The 22,646-nt window shown below is 67.3% G+C and carries 18 protein-coding genes; 15 read left to right on the forward strand and 3 right to left on the reverse strand.

The features are described from left to right. Positions 1-22 precede the first annotated feature (22 nt). From ACTIEY_RS18865 to ACTIEY_RS18885, 5 genes are all read left to right on the forward strand, one after another. Positions 23-1,462, forward strand: a complete 1,440-nt coding sequence (locus tag ACTIEY_RS18865; RefSeq protein WP_439520685.1) for an aspartate aminotransferase family protein — start codon at positions 23-25, stop codon at positions 1,460-1,462. 149 nt (positions 1,463-1,611) lie between these two features. Next, positions 1,612-2,790, forward strand: a complete 1,179-nt coding sequence (locus ACTIEY_RS18870) for an extracellular solute-binding protein (protein WP_439520686.1) — start codon at positions 1,612-1,614, stop codon at positions 2,788-2,790. A 104-nt stretch (positions 2,791-2,894) separates the two neighbouring features. Beyond that, a complete protein-coding gene (locus ACTIEY_RS18875) occupies positions 2,895-3,992 on the forward strand; it encodes an ABC transporter ATP-binding protein (RefSeq protein WP_439520687.1) in 1,098 nt (365 codons plus the stop codon). 2 nt (positions 3,993-3,994) lie between these two features. Further along, complete coding sequence (locus ACTIEY_RS18880; RefSeq protein WP_439520688.1) at positions 3,995-4,903, forward strand: ABC transporter permease; 909 nt, start codon at positions 3,995-3,997, stop codon at positions 4,901-4,903. Beyond that, positions 4,900-5,736, forward strand: coding sequence for an ABC transporter permease (locus tag ACTIEY_RS18885; protein WP_439520689.1), 837 nt, complete (start codon positions 4,900-4,902; stop codon positions 5,734-5,736). Before ACTIEY_RS18880 ends, ACTIEY_RS18885 begins: the two co-directional genes overlap by 4 nt. A 216-nt stretch (positions 5,737-5,952) precedes the next feature. On the opposite strand, the gene ACTIEY_RS18890 is transcribed toward ACTIEY_RS18885, so the two are convergent. Further along, the gene (locus ACTIEY_RS18890) at positions 5,953-6,597 is read right to left on the reverse strand and encodes a Fic/DOC family protein (protein ID WP_439520690.1); all 645 of its coding nucleotides are present in this window, start codon (positions 6,595-6,597) and stop codon (positions 5,953-5,955) included. Positions 6,598-6,765: 168 nt separating this feature from the next. On the opposite strand from ACTIEY_RS18890, the gene ACTIEY_RS18895 reads away from it, so the two are divergent. The 5 genes from ACTIEY_RS18895 to ACTIEY_RS18915 all read left to right on the forward strand — a co-directional run bounded on the left by ACTIEY_RS18895 (position 6,766) and on the right by ACTIEY_RS18915 (position 13,171). Next, positions 6,766-8,235: an aldehyde dehydrogenase gene (locus ACTIEY_RS18895; protein WP_439520691.1), complete on the forward strand. Its 1,470-nt coding sequence runs from the start codon at positions 6,766-6,768 to the stop codon at positions 8,233-8,235. A gap of 11 nt (positions 8,236-8,246) precedes the next feature. Continuing rightward, positions 8,247-9,605 carry a type III glutamate--ammonia ligase gene (locus ACTIEY_RS18900; RefSeq protein WP_439520692.1) on the forward strand — a complete coding sequence of 453 codons (1,359 nt, stop codon included), beginning with the start codon at positions 8,247-8,249 and terminating at the stop codon, positions 9,603-9,605. Between the two features lie 9 nt (positions 9,606-9,614). Then, positions 9,615-10,352, forward strand: a complete 738-nt coding sequence (locus ACTIEY_RS18905) for a hypothetical protein (RefSeq protein WP_439520693.1) — start codon at positions 9,615-9,617, stop codon at positions 10,350-10,352. A 113-nt stretch (positions 10,353-10,465) separates the two neighbouring features. Next, the gene (locus ACTIEY_RS18910) at positions 10,466-11,332 is read left to right on the forward strand and encodes a hypothetical protein (RefSeq protein ID WP_439520694.1); all 867 of its coding nucleotides are present in this window, start codon (positions 10,466-10,468) and stop codon (positions 11,330-11,332) included. 33 nt (positions 11,333-11,365) lie between these two features. Beyond that, the gene (locus ACTIEY_RS18915; RefSeq protein ID WP_439520695.1) at positions 11,366-13,171 is read left to right on the forward strand and encodes a hypothetical protein; all 1,806 of its coding nucleotides are present in this window, start codon (positions 11,366-11,368) and stop codon (positions 13,169-13,171) included. 4 nt (positions 13,172-13,175) lie between these two features. Here the strand turns inward: ACTIEY_RS18915 and ACTIEY_RS18920 are convergent, their stop codons facing one another. After that, positions 13,176-13,943, reverse strand: coding sequence for a class II aldolase/adducin family protein (locus tag ACTIEY_RS18920; protein ID WP_439520696.1), 768 nt, complete (start codon positions 13,941-13,943; stop codon positions 13,176-13,178). A 112-nt stretch (positions 13,944-14,055) separates the two neighbouring features. Here ACTIEY_RS18920 and ACTIEY_RS18925 point away from each other — a divergent pair, with 112 nt between their 5' ends. Beyond that, positions 14,056-15,270, forward strand: coding sequence for a hypothetical protein (locus ACTIEY_RS18925; RefSeq protein ID WP_439520697.1), 1,215 nt, complete (start codon positions 14,056-14,058; stop codon positions 15,268-15,270). A 23-nt stretch (positions 15,271-15,293) separates the two neighbouring features. Here the strand turns inward: ACTIEY_RS18925 and ACTIEY_RS18930 are convergent, their stop codons facing one another. Next, on the reverse strand, positions 15,294-17,582 hold the full coding sequence (locus ACTIEY_RS18930; RefSeq protein ID WP_439520698.1) for an Ig-like domain-containing protein: 2,289 nt from the start codon (positions 17,580-17,582) through the stop codon (positions 15,294-15,296). Between the two features lie 113 nt (positions 17,583-17,695). Between ACTIEY_RS18930 and ACTIEY_RS18935 the strand changes: the two genes are divergently transcribed. From ACTIEY_RS18935 to ACTIEY_RS18950, 4 genes are all read left to right on the forward strand, one after another. Then, positions 17,696-18,586 (forward strand): hypothetical protein, encoded by an 891-nt coding sequence (locus tag ACTIEY_RS18935; protein WP_439520699.1) that lies wholly within the window; start codon positions 17,696-17,698, stop codon positions 18,584-18,586. A gap of 68 nt (positions 18,587-18,654) precedes the next feature. Continuing rightward, on the forward strand, positions 18,655-20,454 hold the full coding sequence (locus ACTIEY_RS18940) for a lysylphosphatidylglycerol synthase domain-containing protein (protein ID WP_439520700.1): 1,800 nt from the start codon (positions 18,655-18,657) through the stop codon (positions 20,452-20,454). Next, positions 20,348-21,220 carry a phosphatidylglycerol lysyltransferase domain-containing protein gene (locus ACTIEY_RS18945; protein ID WP_439520807.1) on the forward strand — a complete coding sequence of 291 codons (873 nt, stop codon included), beginning with the start codon at positions 20,348-20,350 and terminating at the stop codon, positions 21,218-21,220. Before ACTIEY_RS18940 ends, ACTIEY_RS18945 begins: the two co-directional genes overlap by 107 nt. Further along, positions 21,217-22,596, forward strand: a complete 1,380-nt coding sequence (locus ACTIEY_RS18950; RefSeq protein ID WP_439520701.1) for a virulence factor family protein — start codon at positions 21,217-21,219, stop codon at positions 22,594-22,596. Before ACTIEY_RS18945 ends, ACTIEY_RS18950 begins: the two co-directional genes overlap by 4 nt. Positions 22,597-22,646 lie beyond the last annotated feature (50 nt).

A 22,646-nucleotide genomic window follows, 5' to 3' on the forward strand; every position in this document is an offset into this window, starting at 1 on the left:
ACGCCATCCAAGGACGAACGCCATGAACACCTCCACCCTCATCGCCCCCCCCGCCCTGGTGCGCCGCGCCGAACAGCACGACACCCAGGCCATCCAGGCGCTGGACAGCGCGCACTACCTGCACCCGTTCACCGACCACGGCGACCTCGCCACGCGGGGTGCGCGGGTCATCACGCGGGCCGAGGACATCTACATCTGGGATTCCGAGGGCAAGAAGATCCTGGATGCCATGAGCGGCCTGTGGTGCGTGAACGCCGGCTACGGGCGCAAGGAGCTGGCCGACGCTGCCTACCAGCAGATGATGACGCTGCCCTTCTACAACAGCTTCTTCCAGACCACCAACGTGCCGGCGGTGCAACTGGCGACGAAGCTGGCGCAGATCGCACCCCAGGTGGGCGGGCGCAAGTTCGAGCATGTGTTCTTCAGCTCCAGCGGCAGCGAGAGCAACGACACCAACGTGCGCATGGTGCGCCGCTACTGGGACCTGCTGGGTCAGCCGCAGCGCAAGGTGATCATCAGCCGCCACAACGCGTACCACGGCAGCACCATGGCCGGCGCGTCACTGGGCGGCATGAGCGGCATGCACGCGCAGGGCGACCTGCCGATTCCCGACATCACCCACATCGAGCAGCCGTACTTCTACGAACACGCTCAACCCGGCGAAACGCCGGCCGCGTTCGGCGTGCGCGCTGCGCGCTGGCTGGAAGAAAAGATCCTGGCGGTGGGCGCGGGCCGGGTCGCTGCTTTCATCGCCGAGCCGGTGCAGGGTGCGGGCGGCGTGATCATCCCGCCCGAGACTTACTGGCCCGAGATCCAGCGCATCGTCGACAAGCACGGCATCCTGCTGATTGCCGACGAGGTCATCTGCGCGTTCGGCCGCCTGGGCCACTGGTTCGCGTACGAGAAATTCGGCATCCGCCCCGACCTGGTGACCTTCGCCAAGGGCGTGACCAGTGGCTACATTCCGCTCGGCGGCGTGATGGTGGGCGACCGCGTGGCCCAGGTGCTGATCGACAAGGGTGGCGAGTTCAACCACGGCTACACCTACAGCGGCCACCCCGTGGCCTGCGCGGTGGCGCTGGCCAACATCGAGCTCATGGAGCGCGAGAACCTGGTGGGCCGCGTCAAGGACGACACCGGCCCCTACCTCGCCGAGCGCTTTGCCGAGCTGGCCGAGCACCCGCTGGTGGGCGCGGCCGAGACCTGCGGCTTCGTGGCCGGGCTGGTGCTGGTGAAGAACAAGGCCCGGCGCGAGATGTTCGACGAGGCGCTGGGCGTGTGCATGAAGTGCCGCGCGCATTGCTTCAAGAACGGCCTGATCATGCGCGCCGTGGGCGACCGCATGATCATCGCGCCCCCGCTGGTGATGACGCGCGCACAGATCGACGAGATGATGGCGCTCATCCAGCGCTGCCTGGACGCCACCCTGGAAGAATTGCGCTCGGCAGGCCAGCTGGCTTGAATAGAATGGCCGCTGCAGCGCCCCGCCGGTCGATTTCTGGCGCCTGCCCACCCGCATTGGGTCTGAAAATTGCTAGTCTCGCGCATGCGTTTTCAGCCCCGCCCGGTTGAGTTCTAACGGTCATTAACTTCCTTGGAGTGAGCAACACCATGAAAAAGCACGTCCTGGTTCTCGCGATGTCAGCCGTCCTGCTGGCCGCCTGTGGCAAGAAGGAGGAGCCGGCACCGGCGCCTGCAGCGCCTGCCCCGGTGGCTGCCGCTCCGGCCGCGCCCGCGCCGCCACCCGGCCCGGTGATGGACGACGAGAAGGTCCTGAACATCTACAACTGGCCCGACTACATCACCGAAACCCTGGTCGCCGACTTCGAGAAGGAATATGGCATCAAGGTGAACTACGACACCTTCGAGAACAACGAAGCGCTGCACGCCAAGCTGGTGGCCGGCAATTCGGGCTACGACATCGTGATCCCCACCGCCGGCTTCGCCAAGAAGCAGATCGATGGCGGCCTCTACCAGCCCATCGACAAGAGCAAGATCCCGAACTACGCCAACCTCGACACCGACTTCATGGCCAAGATCGCTGGCGTGGACCCGGAGAACAAGCACCTGGTGCCGTGGGCCTGGGGCTTCACCACCGTGGGCATCAACAAGCAGAAGGTGGAGAAGGCGCTGGGCGGCATGCCGATGCCTGAAAACGCCTGGGACCTGGTGTTCAAGCCCGAGTACTCGAGCAAGCTGCGTTCGTGCGGCATCGCCTACCTGGATTCGCCCAGCGAAATCCTGCCGGTGGCCCTGCACTACGTGGGCAAGCCGCCCTACAGCGAGAACCCCGAAGACTTCAAGCTGGCCGGTGAGATGCTGAAGAAGGTGCGCAAGGATGTGCGCCTGTTCTCCAGCACCATGATCGACGACATCGCTGGTGGCAAGGCCTGCGCCTTCATCGGCTGGTCGGGCGACATCAACATCGCTGGCGACCGCGTGAAGGAGACCGGTGGCAGGGACGAGATCATCCCGCTGCTGCCCACCGGCGGCGGACTGGTGTTCATCGACACCATGGCCATTCCGAAAGACGCCAAGCACCCGAACAACGCGCACCTGTTCATGGATTACTACCTGCGCGCGGCCAACGGTGCGGCCATGGCCAACGAGCTGAACTACCCCACCGGCAACAAGGCCGCGCTCGCCGACATCAAGGATGAGGTCAAGGGCAACAAGACCATCTTCCTGAGCCCGGAAGACACGGCCCGCCTGATCCCCACCGGCGGTTTCTCCAACGAAGCCTCGGGCGTGCTGAACGAAACCTACAACGCCTTCAAGCGCGGCAAGTAAATTCACACGCCGACGCCGCGCGGGCACACAAGGGCTGTTCTTCCTCCGGGTCGAACAGCCCTTTTCATTTGGCACAGCGAAGAAGCGCAGAAACGGACATCAAGATGGCAGACACAGCGGGTTTCCTGGTGACCGAGAAACTGGTCAAGCGGTTCGACGAGGCGGTGGCGGTGGACGAGGTGTCGCTGTCCATTGGCAAGGGCGAGATCTTTGCCCTGCTGGGCAGTTCGGGTTGCGGCAAGTCCACGCTGCTGCGCATGCTCGCCGGGTTCGAGAAGCCCACGTCCGGGCGCATCCTGCTGGGCGGGCAGGACGTGGCGGCCATGCCGCCGTACGAGCGCCCGGTGAACATGATGTTCCAGTCGTACGCGCTGTTTCCGCACCTGAGCATCTGGGAGAACGTGGCGTTCGGGCTCAAGCGCGAAGGGCTGCCCAAGGCCGAGGTCCAGCAGCGCACCGACGAGATGCTGGGTCTGGTGCAGCTCACGCCTTACGCCCAGCGCAAGCCGCACCAGCTCTCTGGCGGGCAGCAGCAGCGCGTGGCGCTGGCGCGCAGCCTGGCCAAGCGGCCCAAGATGCTGCTGCTCGACGAGCCGCTGGGCGCGCTCGACAAGAAGCTGCGCGAGCAGACCCAGTTCGAACTCGTGAACATCATCGAGAAGGTGGGCGTGACGGTGGTGATGGTCACGCACGACCAGGAGGAGGCCATGACCATGGCCAGCCGCATCGCGATCATGAGCAAGGGGCGCGTGCTGCAGGTGGGCACGCCCGAGGAAATCTACGAGCACCCCACCAACCGTTTCGTCGCCGACTTCATCGGCAACGTCAATCTGTTCGAAGGGCGGCTGAGTGTGGACGAGGCCGACCGCTGCGCCGCCACCACGCCGATCGGCGAGATCCACGTGGGCCACGGCGTGAGCGGCACGCTCAACATGCCGGTGGCCATTGCCGTGCGGCCCGAGAAGCTGGAGATCAGCAAACAGCGGCCACCCGCCGATGCGGGCCCCAACGTGTTCACCGGCAAGGTCAAGGAAATCGCCTACTTCGGCTCGTACAACACCTACATCGTGGTGGCCAGCGACGGCTCCAAGGTGAAGATCACCGAGGCCAACACCTCGCGCCACGACCTCTCGGACATCACCTGGGAAGACAACGTGTTCTTCTGGTGGGACGACAGCGCCGGCGTCGTGCTGAGGGATTGATCATGGCCGCACCCATTCCTGTTCCCGGCAAGCGTTTCGTCATCGGCGTGCCCTATGTGTGGCTGCTGGTGTTCTTCTTCCTGCCGTTCCTGATCCTGCTCTACATCAGCTTCGTGGACATGGGCGGTGACATCAGCCCGTTCAAGCCGATCTGGGATCCAGTCACCGGCATCCTCAGCCTGAAGTACGAGAACTACCTGGCCATCTTCCGGATGGCCGAGGGCGAGCCCTGGTTCCGCACGCTCTACATCGACGCGTACGTGCGATCGATCTGGTATGCGCTGTGCACCGCGGTGCTGTGCCTGGCCATCGGCTATCCGTTCGCCTACTTCATCGCGCGTTCGCCGGCCAGCGTGCGCCCTGCGCTGCTGCTCATGGTGATGCTGCCGTTCTGGACCTCGTTCCTGCTGCGCGTCTACGCCTGGAAGGGCATCCTGGCCGACCAGGGCGTGCTCAACCGGCTGATGATGTCGATCGGGCTCATCAGCGAACCCGTTCCCATGCTCTACACCAACGTGTCCATGCTGATCGGCATGACCTATGTGTACCTGCCGTTCATGGTGCTGCCGCTCTACGCCAACCTGGTGAAGATGGACTTCCGCCTGCTCGAAGCGGCCTACGACCTGGGCACCACGCCGTTCAAGGCGTTCTGGCTGGTGACCGTGCCGCTGTCCAAGGCCGGCATCGTGGCCGGCTTCATGCTGGTGTTCATCCCCTGCGTGGGCGAGTTCGTGATTCCCTCGCTGCTGGGCGGGCCTGAGAACCTCATGATCGGGCGCGTGGTGTGGGACGAGATGTTCACCGCCAACGACTGGCCGCGCGCCACCGCGCTGGCCGTGGTGATGATCGCGATCATCGTGATCCCGCTGGCGTTCTATTACCGCTCCGCCAGCGAAGGAGGCAAGGCATGAAACCCTTCCTGGAAAAACACTTCGGCAAGGCGTGGCTGGCGCTGGTGTTCGCGTTTCTCTACCTGCCGCTGCTGTTCATGATCGTGTTCTCGTTCAACAGCACCCGGCAGGACGCGCGCTTCACCGGCTTCTCGCTGCGCTGGTACGAGGCGCTCACACGCGACACCAAGATCGTCGAGGGCTTCTGGCTCTCGCTCAAGGTGGCCACCATCACCGGCCTGCTCTCGGCCGTGCTCGCCACCTTCGCGGCCTTCGTGCTGGTGCGTTACCGGCGGTTTCTCGGCCGGACCATCTTCAGCGGCATGGTGAACGCGCCGCTGGTGATGCCCGAGGTGATCATCGGCCTGTCGCTGCTGCTGCTGGCGGTGGGCGCGCAGAACCTGTTCGGCTGGCCGCAGCGCGGCATGCTCACCATCATCCTCGGCCACACGCTGCTGGGCATGGCGTACGGCATGGTGGTGATCCAGTCGCGCCTGATGGAGATGGACCGTTCCATCGAGGAAGCCGCCATGGACCTGGGCGCCCGTCCGCACCAGGTGTTCTTCCTGATCACGCTGCCCAACATCTTCCAGGCGCTGCTCGCGGCATTCCTGCTCGCGTTCACGCTGTCCTTCGACGACGTGGTGATCTCCGAATTCCTCTCCGGCCCCGGCGTGAACACCCTGCCGCAGGTGATCTTCGGCTACGCCCGGCGCGGCATCAACCCCACCATCTACGCCGCGGCCACGCTGCTGATCGTGACGGTGACGATCGTGATCGTGAGTTATGCGGTGTGGGTGGCGCGCGCGACACGGCGGCGCGAGCGGGAGATCGCGGCGGCGGCGAAGAGTTGAGGCTGCGCTGGACCCGCAGATCGGCTGAAATTCGCTAAACTTACCCGCCAGACACCACTCACCCGACCATGCGCAAAACCAAGGCTCCCCCACGCAGGCAACCTAGCCGCAAGGCCCTGCTGCGCGCGGTGGCCAGTTCGACGGCCGTGGAAACAGGCCATTCAGTTGCTCAGCTCGAACAGCGGCTGCGGCAGCCCGGCGAGCGCTTCGCGCACATCACACTGGCTCGTTGAGTCCGGCGTCGCCGGCGGCCATCGCTTCGGCCACAAACCGGCACATGGGGTCGTAGTCGCCCGAAATGCCTGAATGGATGGCGCCGATGTACGCCGGCTTGAACTGCTCCCAGCTGCTGTAGTCCAGGGGTTCGTGTCCAGCCTGTACCGCCATGACATCAGCGAGCAGGCGCGACAGGCGCCCGTTGCCTTCGCGGAAGGGGTGAATCAGGATCAGTTCCACATGGGTTACGGCAATGGCCTTCACCACTTCAGCGGAAGCCAGGCGGCTGCAGGGCGTCCACACCGCAAGGTACTTCCGCTCGAATTCGTTCAGCAGCCCCGTCAGCAGCCCACAAGCGGCAAACTGGAAGCCGCCGTTGCCGAGGTTCACCGAGCGTTCTTGGCCGGCCCAGCGGTAGACATTGCCCAGCCACAGGTGGTGCCAGCGCTTCAGGTCCGCCACCGTGAGGACTCGGTCGGGAAAGTCCTGCAACAGCACCTCGTCATACAGCTCACCCAGCAGTTGCAGTTCCAGATCGTCCATGTCCTCGGACGAAGCGATGCCCACGAGATTGCGCAAGACTTGCCCGCTTGAACCCGGCTCGAATTCGCCTTCTGGCCCGGGGACGTGGTAACGGTTGCTCATCGATCAGGTACCTGTTGACTCTGGATCAGGATTTTCACGTGTTCCGACTGCGGCGGGGAATCGCGGTTTCGACTGGATCGTTGAGTGACCGGAAAATTGGATACGCGATTTCTTGACGCTGGGGGGTAGCATGGGCCACTTTCTGCCTGGCAACCACCGGACCCGCCCATGACCGACCTCAGCTTCGACGGCCGCGCCTTCATCAACGGCGAGCGCATCGCCGCGCGCGATGGCCAGACTTTTGACTGCCTCTCGCCGGTGGACGGCCGGCTGCTGACCGCCGTGGCGCGTTGCGGCGAGGCCGACATCGACGCCGCCGTGACGGCCGCGCGCACCGCCTTCGAGGACCAGCGCTGGAGCGGCATGGCGCCGGCGCAGCGCAAGCGCGTGATGATCAAGTTCGCGGAACAGCTGCTGGCCCACGCCGACGAGCTGGCGCTGACCGAGACGCTGGACATGGGCAAACCCATCCGGTACGCAAAGAGCGTGGACGTGAACAGCGCGGCCAACTGCATCCGCTGGTACGGCGAGGCGGTGGACAAGGTGTACGACGAGATCGCGCCCACGGGCCGCCACGCGCTGGCCCTGATCACGCGCGAGCCGGTGGGCGTGGTGGGTGTGATCGTGCCGTGGAACTACCCCATGATCATGGCGGCGTGGAAGATCGCGCCGGCGCTGGCGGCGGGCAACTCGGTGGTGTTGAAACCCAGCGAGAAAAGCCCGCTCACTGCACTGCGCCTGGCCGAGCTGGCGCTGGCCGCAGGCATTCCACCCGGCGTGTTCAACGTGGTGCCGGGCTACGGCCCCGAGGCGGGCAGCCCGCTGGCGCTGCACATGGACGTGGACTGCATCGCCTTCACGGGTTCCACGCGCGTGGGCAAGCAGATCCACGTGATGGCGGGGCAGAGCAACCTGAAGCGCGCGTGGACCGAGCTGGGTGGCAAGTCGCCCAACATCGTGTTTGCCGATTGCCCGGACCTGGACAAGGCGGTGGAGGCCGGGGTGGGCAGCATCTTCTTCAACCAGGGCGAGAGCTGCAACGCACCTTCGCGCCTGTTTGTGGAGGCCTCGATCAAGGACGCGTTCCTGGAGAAGGCGCTCAAGCTGGTGCCGCAATACCAGCCCGGCAACCCGCTGGAGAAAAGCACGGTGATGGGCGCCATCGTCGACCAGGTGCAGAAGGACAACGTGATGCGCTACATCGGCCTGGGCAAGAGTGAAGGCGCCACCTTGCTGGCGGGTGGTGAATCGGCCGATCCGGTGAAGGGCGGTCACTACGTGCTGCCCACCATCTTCGACGGCGTGACGCCGCAGATGACGATCGCGCGCGAGGAGATCTTCGGGCCAGTGCTCTCGGTGATGTCGTTCACCGACGCCACCGACGTGGTGAAGCAGGCCAACAGCAGCGTCTACGGCCTGCAGGCGGCGGTGTGGACGCGCGACATCAACAAGGCGCATGGCGTGGCGCGTGCCTTGCGCGCGGGCACGGTGCACGTGAACCAGTACGACGAAGACGACATCACGGTGCCGTTCGGTGGCTTCAAGCAGAGCGGCGTGGGGCGCGACAAGTCGCTGCACGCGTTCGACAAGTACACAGAGACGAAGACGACCTGGATCCGGATCGACAGCCCTGTCTGAGGCGAATCGCGATGTCGAAACTTCCGTCCCCTCTCGAGAAACCCCTGCTGGACGAGCGCATCGCTGCGCTGCGCGCGCAGGGCATCCATTCGGTGCTGGCCACGTTCACCGACCTGCTGGGTGTGCCCAAGGGCAAGCTGGTGCCGCTCTCTAGCCTGGCGGGCGCGGTGGAAACGGGCGCCGGGTTTTCCGGACCGAGCATTGCCGGCACCGGCCTGCCGCGCATGGGCGCGCGCAGCGAATACATGGGCCGCGTGCGGCCTGAGAGCCTGCGCCCGCTGCCCTTCATGCCCGGTGTGGCACACGCGGTGTGCGACGGCTTTGCCGGCGGAGAACCGCTGGACACCTGCCCGCGTCAGGTGCTGCAGCGTCAGGTGGTGCGGCTCAAGTCACGCGGCTGGACGCTGTGGGTTGGCATCGAGCCGGAGTTCTTTCTGCTCCAGCGCGATGCGCGGGGCCGCTGGCAGGTGGCCGACGCCGACGACCGGCTCGCCAAGCCGTCCTACGATCTGTCGGCCATTGGCCGCAACTTCGGCTTTCTCGACGCCATGCGCCAGACGCTGGACGCGCTGGGCTTCGAGCTCCAGCAGATCGACCACGAGGACGCGAGCGGGCAGTACGAGATCAACTACCGGCACGACGACGCGCTGGCCGCGGCCGACCGCTACCAGCTCTTCAAGCTCGCCACGCAGGCCGTGGCCCAGCAGCACGGGCTGGTGTTTTCCACCATGCCCAAGCCGCTGGCGCATGCCCCGGGCAGCGGCCTGCACTTTCACCTGAGCCTCACCGATGAAAAAGGCCATGCCGTGATGGCCGACGCCGCCGGCACCCTGGGGCTGAGCGAGACCGGCCGGCAGTTTGCCGCTGGCCTGCTGCACCACGCCGACGCCCTGGCCGCGCTCTGCGCGCCCACGGTGAACAGCTACAAGCGCCTGGCGGCGAGTGCCAGCGCCTCGGGCACCACCTGGTCGCCGGTGTGGAAAGCGGTGGGCGACAACAACCGAACCTGCCTGGTGCGCACAGTGGCGGGCCGGCTCGAATGGCGCTTGCCGGACCCCTCCTGCAACGTCTACGCCGCCCTCGCCGCCACGCTGGCCGCAGGGCTCGCGGGCATCGATCAGGCGTTGCCGATGCCCGCGCCTTGCGAGGACGACCTGTACGAGCGCCACGCGCGCGGTGCCGCGCTGCCCGGCCGCCTGCCACGCGACCTGCATGCCGCGCTGGATGCGCTGGAAGGGGATGCCGCCCTGCGCGAAGCCGTGGGTGAGGCCTTTTGTGTGCAGTTCCTGCAGATCAAGCGCGCCGAGTGGGACGCCTGGAGCCAGCAGGTGGGCGATTGGGAGATGGACCGCTACGCCCACGCTGGATAATCGGCCCCGTTGAACTCGCCCAACTCCGCCCTCAAGACCTGGACCAAGACCGCCGATCGGCCCCTGCGCAGCCTGCGCAAGTCGATGAGCATCTGGTTGTTCGCCCATTTCGTCGGCGTGCCGGTGCCCTGGCACGCGGTGCGCCAGACCGACGGCGTGGCCCTGCTGGCCTACGAGCACGAACGGCTGCTGGCGCTGGCGGCGGCCGGTGAACACGTGCCACCGGTGCTGGCCTTCAACGGCGACGCGCTCACCACGGGCGACGTGGGCGACACGCTGGACCACCAGCTGCACCGCCTGCCCGAGACCGAGTGGCTCGCGCTGATGTGCGCGGCCAGCGCCGACCTCGCGGCCTTCCACGCACGCGGGCACTGGCACGGTGGGGCGCAGATCCGCAACATCACCTGGGACGGCGAGCGCTTCGCCCGGCTCGATTTCGAGGAACGCCTGCAGCCCGGCATGGCACTGGCCACGGTGCAGGTGTACGACATGCTGCAGTTGCTGCTGTCGCTGGCGCGCTACCTGCAGCCCCTGGGGCCCGGCGCGGTGCAGGCGGTGCTGCAGGCCTACGACGACGCGGCCACCGACGGCCACGCGCTGCGCGCCTACGTGGCGCACCTGTTGCCACGCCTGCAACGCGTGTCGAGGCTGGCGGCGTGGTCGAGCCGGCTCGACGGCTCGCGCGAACTGGTGCGGCTGCGCACCGTGCTCGACGGCATGGCCGGCTTCGTGCGCCCGGCGCGCTGAGTCCGGAAAAGCCCGGTTCCGCGCTCGCGGGACGGCCGTTGGTGTGTTCGCCCGGCTTGGTGTGGCGGTGGTGGGAAGAATGCGGTCCCACTTCGTCACCGTGCCCCACCGCCATGCCGACCTCCCCGACTTCGTTGATGGAACTCCACGCGGAAATCCAGGCGGCTTTCCAGTTCGCGGACCCGTCGGCGCGTGCCGAGGCCAGCCGGCGCATGTTGTTTCGAGAGGGTGTGCTGAAGCAGATTTCGGGCAGTCGCGACCCGATCCTCATCGCGAATGCTTCTGTTGCGGCGACGACGCTTCCGCCGGCAGAACGCAGAAGGGCGCTGGAGGGCATCCTGACTCTGCCAGCGCTAGGCGCCGTGGCCGCCTCGCGCGACGAGAACGTGATCGACTCGGTAGCTCGCAGCGCCGCGCAATCGAACGATGCGAAGTTCGTTGGAGGCGTGATCAGTCTGGCCAGTCAGCGGCTTGACGCGTGGTTCGGCCGCATCGCGCTGGACAGGCTGCTCGAGCCGCCGGTGCTGGACATGTTGGCCGCATCAGGCGATGCCCATGCGATCGCGCGGACAACGAGAGCGCTTGCAGGCGTTCCCCAGCCTCACCGACATCGGGGTTGGGAACGCCTGATGACGCCACAGGCCATGGGAACGCTGGCGATGTCGCCAAACGCAGATTTCCTCGCGCACATGGCCAGCGACATGGCCGAAAGCGGTGGTGCGGCCTTGCTGGAGCGTTTGAAGCAAGGGGCCGGGACGCTGGATGCGGAGCGGCGAAACCAGGTCCTGCAGCGCCTGTCCGTGCCCGACGTCGCGCCTCGACCGCACGTGCTCCCCGCCCTGCATCCGCAGGGTCGCCATGTGTCTGGCCCTCCATCTTCCGCGCCGTCGTGGCAGGACATCGTGACCCGTCCGGCTGGCCGTGGCGCTCAGCCGCGTGATGCCCACCAGCCCCGCCGGGGCGGCCCCGACGTCCGCTAGGCACGCATTCAAATCCATGGAAAGGAATGGGCCATGACCCTTGAAGAGATTCGGCATCAGCTGGAGGAGGCTTCGGCGCTCGGCGAGCGTGAACGGACGCACGTCACATCCACCCTGTTCTCTGCGGACGGCGTCACCCAGCAGGTCGCCGACAGCGCTGACGCCTCGCTGATCGCGCTGGCCGCCGATGAAGCGGTCCAGCTGGTGCTCAAAGGCCAGTCGCCCGACGTGCGGGAGCGATTGCTGTCGATCGACGCGCTGCAGACGGTCGCGCGCGATGGCACCGCCAGCCAGATCCAGCGCGTCGCTGCGGCCAGCCAGGGTTCTTCATCAGACCATCTGCAACAGGTGGCGGCGCATCTGTACACACCGCAAGCCCTCGCTCGTGTCGCAGCGTCCCACGATGGGCAGGCTGTGGCTACCGTGGCGATCTGCCTGACCTACAACGAAGGTCCGTTGGTGGCGGGCGGGCTGCAGACCTTGCTTACTGCGGAGAACCTGCAGCGGATCTCCCGCCTCGGCAGTGCGGCCGACATCGGATTGGCGGCGTCCGCCTGCCAGCGCCTGCCTCCCGCGGAGGCGACCTCCGCACTGGAAGCGCTGCTCACGCCTGAAGCGCTCAAGCATGTGGCCGCCGGTTCGGGCCGGGCCGAGTTCATTGGATGGGTCGCCGACGCATCGCGGTCCTTGCCCGAAGGTCGAAAGGTGGAAGCCATCGCCACGCTTCTCCATCGAACGCCCCTGGATACGCTCCGGAACAAGGGCAGCGAGGGCGACATTGCGCTGGTGGCGATCGCCGTGGCGGATTCCGGGCATGCCTCCCTCATTGCCCGGGCGGCGGAGGTGGCGAGCTTGCTGGATGTGGATCGCCGCAACGTCGCGATGGAGTACCTGTTGACGGACGACGCCATCGACGTGGTCGAGCGGTCAGGAACGGGTCTGGAAGTGGGTGCCGTTGCCAGGGCAGCGAGCCTCCTGCCGGAGGCGCCGCAGGCCACCGAGGCACTCGGCAGATTGCTCACGCCGGACGCCTTGGGGCGGGTGGCGGATTCCCGGGATCAGGCCGCCATCGCGCGAACCGCCGAGGCGGCGGGTCATCTGGACGGCGCCGCGCGGGCTGCTGCACTGGAACAGCTGCTCAGCCATGCCGCGCTCACGATCATGCTCGCGAAAGGAACGCCCGCCAGCATCTCCAGGGTGGTGCGCGCTGCCGCGGACTCGGGTCATGTCCAGGTGCTGGCGCGCACCGCGCTGCTGATGGCCTATTTGCACCACGCGGGCATGCGGGATTTTGCGCTGCGCACGGTGCTCACCGAGCCGAACCTGGCCCGCCTGGCGACATCGAATGACGCCTCCGCCATTGGCTGGGCTGCCACCGCGGTGGGCCACATGAAGGACGACGAGCGACCCGGCGCGTTTGACCGTCTCCTGACGCCTGAGGCCTTGAACACGCTGCAAACGCAGGGCGAAGAGCTGTCGATGTCAAGGGTGGCGATGGCGGTGGGCGAAAGAGGTGGGGCCGGTCTTGTGGTTCGCATTGCCCAGGCCTTCGGCAGACTGCCCGACGGCCTGCGTGCCCAGGTCCTGCCCCATGTGCTTTCGGAAACGGCGATGAAGACCGTGGCCGCGAGTCGGAGCGACAAGGCCATTCATGCGGTGGTGGCCGCGGTGCGCACCCTTCCGCTTGAGCAGCGCCATGCCTTGATGGGCGCGTTGCTCAAAGGCGTCCCGCCCTGGCAACAAAGCCTGTACAACCCGTCGCCTGCGAGGTCCGCCTCGGCCGCAGCGGCTTCGCCATCGACTGGCGGGCGCAAGACCGGTGGACCCGGTCTGGGCTAGTTCGTCAGGTCTTGTAGCCGGGGTCCAGCCGCTCTGCTTTGCGCAGCAGCGCCGGCCACGCCAGTTGAGCGCCCTGGCCGGCGGTGGCCACGCGCATCACGTCGGCCATGCCGGCGAGGATGGCGGGGTTCACCTGGGTGAGTTCGCCGCCTGCCTGCGCGTCGATCTGGATGCGGCAGGTGTTCTCCAGCGTGTACATGTGCAGGAACGCGTCGGCGATGGTGCGGCCCACGGTGAGCATGCCGTGGTTGCGCAGCACGAGGTAGTTGGCCTTGCCCAGATCGGCCTGCAGGCGCACCTTCTCTTCGGGTCGCAGGGCCACGCCTTCGTAGTCGTGGTAGGCCAGCGAGTGCAGCACGAAGGTGCTCTGCTGGCTGATGGGCAGGATGCCGGCCTTCTGCGCGCTCACGCCCACCCCTGCGCGGGTGTGCGTGTGCAGCACGCAACCGGCTTCGGGTCGGGCCTCGTGCACCGCGCTGTGGATGACGAAGCCGGCCGGGTTCACCGGGAAGGGCGATTCGTGCAGCTTGTTGCACGCCATGTCCACCTTCACCAGGCTGCTGGCCGTGATCTCGTCGAACATGAGGCCGTAGGGGTTGATGAGGAACTGGTGCTCGCCGCCGGTGACGGAGTCCGGCAGCTTGGCGCTGATGTGGGTGAACACCAGGTCGCTCCAGCCGTAGGCGGCGACCAGGCGGTAGCAGGCGGCGAGGTCGCAGCGCAGCGCCCATTCTTCGGCGCTCACCACTTCTTTCAGGGAAGGCATGTGCATGGCGGGTCTCCTGGGCCGCGTCGAATGCGCGGCCTGCTGTGCACTGTAGGGCCGCAGCGCGGGCTTGTCCTGTCCCTGCGTCGACAGGTCGGTGCCAGGGGCAGGTCAGCTGGTGTTCCGGCAACGCCTGACTGACGCTTCTCGCGTCGCCGAAGTCGCTGCCCGCCCATCATCTGGGGTCGTTCATCACATGGAGCTCGCTCATGGCAGAAACCTGGAAGCGCGTCAGTTCGACGTCGGTTTCGACCCCTTGCTAACGGCCTTACAGGTCCGGGAAATCCTGGATGCCATAGACCCGGTGGACGCCGCCCAGCGAATGGCCCAGTTGACGGCCTCGCAGGTCAGGGAAATCCTGGATGCCATGGACCCGGTGGACGCCGCCCAGCAAACGGCCCAGTTCCAGCACCTGGCGCTTCATCCTTACCTGGCCGGTGTGGTGGCCGAGTCCCGCGACCCGGGCTTGATGGCCCGCGTCAGCGACGCTGCCCTTGCCTTTCTGCCGCCCAATCAGCGCGACCCGCTGCTGCGGAGCATGTTGACGAACGATGCCCTGCGTGACGTGGCCGCTGGCGGCGATCTGCACCAGGTCAGCCAGGTGCTGGACGCGGTTGGTGCGCTGCCGGCAGACCGAACGGAGGCGGCCCTGCCCCACCTGATGACGTCGCGGGTGATGCAGGTGGTGGCCACACAGGGCAACCCGACGGACGTGGCCCGTACCTGTGGGACGGTGGTGGGCATGCCGCGGGATCTGCAACCGGGTTTGCTGGCGGAATTGCTGACACCGTCCACCATCGGTGCGCAGGTGGATCGAGGCGATCCCTGGGAAGTCAGCGAGGTGGCGGCCGCGGCCATACGGCTGCCGTCGGATGCGCAACAGCAAGGCGGGCTGAATCTGAAACAGGCGAGGCTGACCCAGCTGCTGTGTCCTAGGGCGCTGCAACGCTTTGGCGCTGAGGCCAGTGCCGCAGATGTGGGCGTGGCGGCGCAGGCGCTGGGCCAAGTGGAAGATCCAAGGCACAGACAGAGGGCTTTGTCCGTTCTGCTCTCGGACGGCGCGGTGGCCCGGGTGGCCAATGAGGGGAAGGCCAGCGATGTGGTGGCGGTGGTGAATGCAGCGAGGGAGTTGCCTCATCCCCAGCAAAAACAGGCCGCATTGATGCGATTGCTGTGCGATCGGGCGCGGGCAGAGGTGGCCGCCAACGGCACGGACCAGGAACGACACGCCATGGCGAGCGCATTCCCGCAATACCAGCAACTGCTGGATCGCCACCAGGCGGGTGCCCGGTCCAGTTCCCCGGCACCTGACCGCTGGCCCGGTCTGGGCTAGTGCAGCACTCGGGAGGGCTGCGTTCAGTTGAGTGTGAGCGTCCAGTTGCCCGACGGTATCCGACGTTGCCCTTCGCCCCCACCCGAGTGGGTGCCGGACATGGACTGGCCGTCGGTAGCAATCACGCCTTCAAAGCCAACTCGTCCGCTCAGGTTGAAACCCATGCCGAACTGGATGAACTCGCAATTGACGGTGCCTTCGGCCTCACCTGACTGCCCAAACGCCGAGCCCGCGCCGGTCAGCAGGCCGCCAGCAAACGTGAGCTGGGTGACCACGGCTGACTGACCCACCAGCACGTCGTCGAGGATGGCGGTGGCGGTACCCCGCCACACCCGGGGCCCGATCGGCAAGGGTGGACACACCGGCGACGTGGCGGTGCCGATCTGCAGCGGAAATGAGCCCAGGCCGGGCAGACTTGTGTACACGAAGGCGTGGAACTCGCTGAGCGTCCCCGGGTTGGGGGCGTTGAAGGGGAAGTTGAAGACGGTCTGGCCGGTGGCGGCGTTCAGTGAGCCGACGGTGGTCGAGAAGCCGCCGCTGCGGCGCACGAGTTCCACGCGATTCACGTTGTAGGGGCCGACACCCGGCACGAAATTCACCTTCTGCGGGTCCAGGCGCACGGTGAAGTTCAGCGCATCCCCCGTGAGGAAATTCAGGAGGCTGCCGGTGACCGCGTTGAGCGCAGCGCCCTTGGGCGACTCGGCCAGCGGCACGCTGCGCTGGAAGGTGGTGGCCGCCGTCACGCCGGGCAGGCCCAGCAGCTTGAGCGCGGCGTCGAAATCGCTCGCCAGCCCGGCGCTGAATTCGAAGCTCACCTTGTAGTCCGACGCGTAGGCCGCGTCGATGATCTGACTCGTCTCACGGGCCAGGCTGGCGCCGAGCTTGCCGCCCACTTTCGCCTGCACGGCGCTGAACTGCAGCGACTTCAGAAACGGGTTGCCGATGGCGAGCTCGACAAAGCCGAAGCCTTCCAGCGAAGGCTCCAGGCGCAAGTCGCCCAGGTTCGGCGAGTTGACCAGTGGCGTGGTGGTGTTGGTGAAGTTGTCGATCTCGGCGTTGAAGCCGCAATCGCCGCTGGCGGGGCACACCAGGCCGGCCTGTGCCAGGGCGCGTGTGGTGTTGGTCACGCCAATGCCGACGTCGGCCACGGTGACCTTGCCGGCGATCTCGAAACCGAAGCCCACCGGCATCAGGCCGCCGACGAAGAACGAGATGGCGCCGCCCACCGGCAGCTTGACCGTGAACAACTCGGCCTTGCATTCGATCTTGCCCTCGAAAGCCGCGGTGGCGGTGATCTGTCCTTGCAGGTCCACCTGTGGCTCGGCGAGCACCACCACGCGTTGTTCGTCGCCGCCCAGGCTCAGGTCCAGCGATGGATTGACGGCCAGCGAGAACACGGGTGGCTGGGCGAAGGAGATGGGGATCGGGCCGCCGGGCACGACGCCGATCAGCGCCGGTTCGCAGCCCTGGTTGAAGGCAAAGGAGCCCACCGGCGTGGCGGCCTGCGGCCGCAGCCGGCCCGCCGGTGGCGCCAGTGGCGAGCTGCGTGGCGTGAACACGAAGCGATTGCCTTCCTGGACCACGGTGTAGGCCGCAGCGATGTCGGGCGCGAGGTCTGCGAGGCTGGGCGTCGTCTCCAGACGTTCCTCGATGCGCAACCCGGGCAACAGTTCGTTGAGAGGCACCAGCACCAACGTGACCTCGAAACCGTCGGGCACGGGCTGCACCGATTGCACTTCCCCCGCCACGGGGCGCGAGCCGGTGCTGAAGAACCGTTGGCCCACTGCCGGCGCCACCCGCGCGGCGAGCGTGACACGGTAGGTGTTGGTGTCGCTGGGGGCGGCCCCAGGAGAGGTCTCCACCGGGCTGCTGAGCACGTCCACATCGTCCACCAGCCTCACGCCGGCGGCGGGCGCGGCCACCAGACCCAGCAGCGGTGCCGAGCGCACCCCTTCAGCGCTGGCCACGATCTGTGCCGAGCCGCTGGCCGATGCGGCGCGCACCAGGCCGTTGGTGTCCACCGCCAGGGCACCGGGCCGTGATGACGACCAGGTGATGGCGCGCTCCAGTGGCTCGTTGCGGGCGTTGTAGACGACGGCCTGCAGCTGGCGGGTCTGTCCGGCGGTGCCGAGCAGCAGGCCCGTCTGCACGATCTCCACGCGCGCCACGCTGTCCTGGCTCGTGTCGGCGGCGTCACCGCCTCCGCCGCACGAGGCCACCAGCGCAAGCCCGAGCACCGCGAATGCGGTACCGGCGCGTCGCCAGCACCTCAGCAGGAGCGCCATGAAACGGTCAGGAAGTGCTGCAGGCATGCGGGTCTCCGGTGGTGTGTGGTCTTTGGTGTCGCCAGCCGGTTTTTGCCACTATCCTGAAAAAAGCAACATGCCCAAATTGGGCAGCGGCCTTTTCACACCAGGGGGGTGCGATGCAGATTCGCCTGCTCGATCACACGGACGTGCGCGCCTGTCACGCGCGCTGGCCGATGCACGGCGTGAGCTCCGACCTGGCGCTGTCGGTGGTGTCGCGGGGCGTGGCCGAGCAGCGCCTGCGCGGCGCGCTGATCCGGGATCCTGCCAACGGCCAGGTGCTGGGCTACGGGGTGTCGGGGTTCGCGCGAAGCGAGCACACCGAGCGGCTGGTGGACAGCGACGCGCCGCTGGTGGCCGGCCACCTGCAGGCGGAGGCGGCGGGCAGGCGCGTCTATCTCAAGACCGATGAGCTCGGTGATGCGCAACGGCAAGGCGATCTTCAGCTCGTGGTGCTGGCCTACCAGCAGCACACGTTTGCGGTGGACGACCCGCGTTCGCATGAATTGCTGGACGTGGGCCACGCGGCCTACCGCCTTCTGCACGAGGGCTACACGCTGCGCGGTGTGTGGCAGGAAGGGAACGAGAGCGACGCGGGCTGGATGAACGCAGGGGGCTACCTGTTCAAGCGGCGCTACGCGGCTTCCGAACACGGACAGCGGGTGCTCTACGGCACGCTGCGACATGAGATCGGCCCTTCGTGGCCCAGTCACACCGTGAGCTTTCTTTTTCGCCAGCATGAACGCCGGCTGCACCTGAGCCGGATGCAGCGTTGCGTGGCGGAACTGGCGCTGTGGCACCTGAGCGATGAACAGGTGGCGCGACGGCTGTCGATTTCCACCGCCACGGTGCGCCGCCACTGGCGCGGGATTTTCGAGCGCCTGGAAGACAGCCACGCCCACCTCATGGAAGCGCCAGCGAGCTTCGACCCGGTGTTGAAGCGTGGTCCGGAGAAGCGGGGACGCGTGCTGGAATTCCTGCGCGTCAACCTGCACGAGGTTCGTCCGTAGGGTTCGGCGCAGCGGAACACGCCGCGTACACTGGCCTGCCAGCCGACCCCGCATTGCACGTTGTGTCCTTGAACGCTCTCGCTCCAGAAACGCTGGTCTCCCGTTTGCGCCATTGGCGCCTGTGGGTGTATGCCGCCCTGGCGTTGCTGCTGGGCGTGCTGGTGGTGCAGGCCGCGCACAAGGTGATGGCCGAGGTGAGCTATGCGGCCATCGTGGCGGCGGTGCGTACCACGCCCTGGACCGCCTTGCTGCTCTCGGCGCTGGCCACGGCGCTCAGCTACCTCGCCCTCACGTATTACGACCGTTCCGCGCTGGCTTATGCCGGTGCGCGGCTGCCCCAGCGCGTGGTGGCCAAGACGGCGTTCATTGCCTACGCGCTCTCCAATACCATCGGCCTGGGCGTGCTCACCGGCGGCGCCGTGCGCATGCGGCTGTACGGCGCGGCGGGACTCGAGGCCGGCCTGATCTCGCGCGCCATTGTCTTCAACGCGTTTGGCTTCACGCTGGGCCTGGTGGTGGTGGGGGCGGCGGCGCTGGTGTGGGGTGCTGGCACGGTGCAGGCTGTCTTCGGCATGCCCCCGGGCCTGCTGCGGGGCCTGGCGGTGGTGGTGCTGCTCGCCGCGGGCGCGTTCATCGGCTTCTGCCGTTTCGGGGGCGTGCAGCCGGTGTTTCGTGGCGTGTCGATCCGCCTGCCCAGCGCTTCGCTGGCCTCGCAGCAGTTGCTGATTTCGGCGATCGACGTCGTGGCGGCCGCGGCCGCGCTGTGGGTTCTGCTGCCTTCGGGCGCCATTGCTTTTCCCGCCTTTGTGGGTTTCTTTGCCCTGGCCATCGCACTGGGGGTGATCAGCCACGTGCCCGGCGGGCTGGGCGTGTTCGAGGCGGTGATGCTGCTGGCGCTGGGTCAGCATGTGCCGGCCGAGCAATTGGCTGGCGCGCTGGTGATGTACCGCGTGGTCTACCACCTGTTGCCGCTGGCCCTGGCGGTGCTGATGCTGGCGGGCAGCGAATGGCAGCGCGGCGCGGCCACGCCGGTGGTGAGGGCTGCATCGGCGTTGTCGCCGTTGCTGCTGTCGGCTTTCACGTGGGTGGTGGGCGTGGTGCTGCTGGTCTCGGGTGTGACGCCGGCCACGGACGACGCCACCGAGCTGCTTTCGCGTTTCATGCCGCTGCCGGTGGTGGAGGCGGCGCACTTCCTGGGCAGCATCGCGGGGCTGGCGCTGCTGTTCGTGGCGCGCGGCATGTTCCTGCGGCTGGACGCCGCGTGGTGGGCCGGCCTGGCGCTGGCGCTGGTGAGCCTGGTGCTGTGCCTGCCCAAGGGCATTGCGGTCTCCGAGGCCCTGCTCCTGCTGGTGCTTGCGGGTGCCCTGGCGCTCTCGCACAAGCAGTTCAACCGCCGCGGCGTTGTTTTCTCAGGCCTTCACCTGGGGCTGGCTCGCGGCGGTGGCGGCGGTGGTGGTGGCGGTCACGGCGCTGCTGTTCTTTGCCTACCGCGACGTGGATTACGCGAACCGGGTGTGGTGGCAGTTCGAGTTCGACGGCCACGCGCCGCGTTCGCTGCGCGCGCTGGTGGCCGTGTGCCTGATCACGCTGGTGGTCGCCCTGGGCCTGCTGTTGCGCCGGCCCAGGGCCGACATGGTGCGTCCCGATGCGGGCGCGCTCCAGCAGGCTGCCCGCATCGTGCGTGCGCAGCCAGTGGCAGGCGCAGGGCTCGTGATGATGGGCGACAAGAGCCTGATGGTGTCGGAATCGCAGCGCAGCTTCATCATGTTTGGGCGGCGCGGGCGCACGTGGGTGGCGCTGTACGACCCGGTGGGACCGGTGGCGGAATGGCCGGAACTGGTGTGGCGTTTCGTGGAACAGGCGCGTGAGGCCGGCGGACGTGCGGCCTTCTACCAGGTCCGCCCCGAGGCGTTGCCGGTTTACCTCGATGCCGGGCTGCGCGTGTACAAGCTGGGTGAGTGCGCGCTGGTCGATCTGCCCGGCTTCAGCCTGCAGGGAAAACAGCGCGCCAACCTGCGGCACGGTGTGTCGCGAGCGCAGCGCGAGGGCCTGACGTTCGAGGTGCTCGCACCCGCGCGCGTGGCCATGCATCACGACGAGTTGCAAGCCATCTCGGACGCCTGGCTTCGCGACCACAAGACGGCCGAGAAAGCCTTTTCGCTCGGCGCCTTCCAGCGCGACTACGTGCTGCGCCAGCCGGTGGCCGTGGTGCGGCAGGGCGAACGGATGGTGGCATTCGCCACGCTGCTGTGCACCGACCAGAAGCAGGAGGCCAGTGTGGACCTGATGCGCCAGTTGCCCGATGCGCCACGCAGCGCCATGGACTTCCTGTTCGCCCAGCTGATCCTGCACTTCCAGGCGCTCGGGCACCAGCGCTTCAACCTCGGCATGGTGCCGCTCTCGGGCATGGCGCAGCACCCGCTGGCGCCCAACGGGCACCGCCTGGGCCGTCTGCTGTTCAACCATGGCGAGAACTTCTACAACTTCCAGGGCCTGCGGGCCTTCAAGGAAAAGTTCGACCCCATCTGGGAGCCTCGTTACCTGGCCTCGCCCGGTGGCTTTGCGCCGTTCTTCATCCTGGCCGACGTGGCCGCCCTCATCGCCGGCGGTCTTCGCCGCGTGATCACCAAATGAAACCCCTGTGGTGGGCCGCCTGCCTGAGCTTTGCGCTCGCCCTGTGCGGGCCGATGGCGGTGAGCGCGCAGGAAAAGATCTCGCACGGCCACTTCAAGGATGTGGCGCTGTTCCTGCCCAAGGGCGAGGCCAGGTCCTTTGTGCTGTTTCTTTCCGGCGACGAGGGCTGGACGCCCGCGCTCACCACGCAGGCACAGGCACTGACCGCACAGGGAGCGGCGGTGGCGGGCATCCACACGCCGCGCATGCTGGCCGCCGTGGAAAAGGCCAGCGGCGACTGCCTGCTGCCCGATGGCGACCTGGAGAACCTGTCGCACTTCCTGCAGGGCTATGCGCGCCTGCCGGCGTACTTCCCGCCGCTGCTGGTGGGCCCGGGGGTGGGCGGCACGCTGGCCTACGCCATGCTCGCCCAGGCGCCCGCCGATGTGTTTGGCGGTGGCATCTCGCTGGCTTTCTGCCCGGTGCTGGAGGTGCGCAAACCGCTGTGCAAAGGCGAGGACGTGCACTTCCAGCGCAGCCCGGGCGCACGCAGCCTGACGCTGCTGCCCGCTGCCCGGTTGCGCGAACCCTGGGTGGCGGTGCTGGGCGAACCGAACCCGGTGTGTGCGCCCGCGGCGGCGCAGCAGTTCGTGGCCCAGGTGGGCGGCGCACAAGCGGTGATGGCGCCCGCCGAGGAGACGACCAGGGCCCTGCTGGCAGCCCACCGTCAACTCACTTCGGTGCTGGCGACGGTCGCCACGCCGGCGGCGCCCGAGGCCAGCCTGAGCGACCTTCCGCTGGTGCCGGTGGCTTCCAGCGTGCCTTCGGACACCTTTGCCGTGCTGCTCTCGGGCGACGGCGGCTGGGCCGGCACCGACAAGCAACTGGCGGCCAAGCTCTCGGCGGCCGGCGTGCCGGTGGTGGGGCTGGACTCGCTGCGCTACTTCTGGTCGGCGCGCACGCCCGAAGGCCTGGCGCAGGACCTGGACCGGGTGTTGCGCGTGTACGCCGCGCAGTGGAAGAAGCGCCGGGTGCTGCTGATCGGCTATTCGCAGGGGGCCGATGTGCTGCCTTTCGCCGTGAACCGGCTTTCGGCCGGGTCGCGTGGGCTGGTGGCGCACACCGTGCTGATCGGACCGGGCGAAAAGGCTTCGTTCGAATTCCGGTTGAGCAACTGGCTGAGCCGCGACAAGGGCGGGCGCCCGCTCAAGCCCGAGCTGCAAAAACTCACTGCGGCGAACACGCTGTGCCTCTACGGCACCAGCGACCGCGACACCATCTGCCCGAGCATTCCGCTGGAGCAGGTCACGCCCGTGCCGATGGCGGGCGACCACCATTTCGACGGCATCTACCAGAAGCTGACCGACGCCATCCTGGATCGCACGCGTTCGCCCTGATGGTGGGAGAATCGCGGGTTGTCCGGGCGCCGTCGGCGCCGTGATGCTCT

Origin of the sequence: Hydrogenophaga sp., from assembly GCF_051858985.1 — a bacterium.
GTDB lineage: Bacteria > Pseudomonadota > Gammaproteobacteria > Burkholderiales > Burkholderiaceae_C > Hydrogenophaga.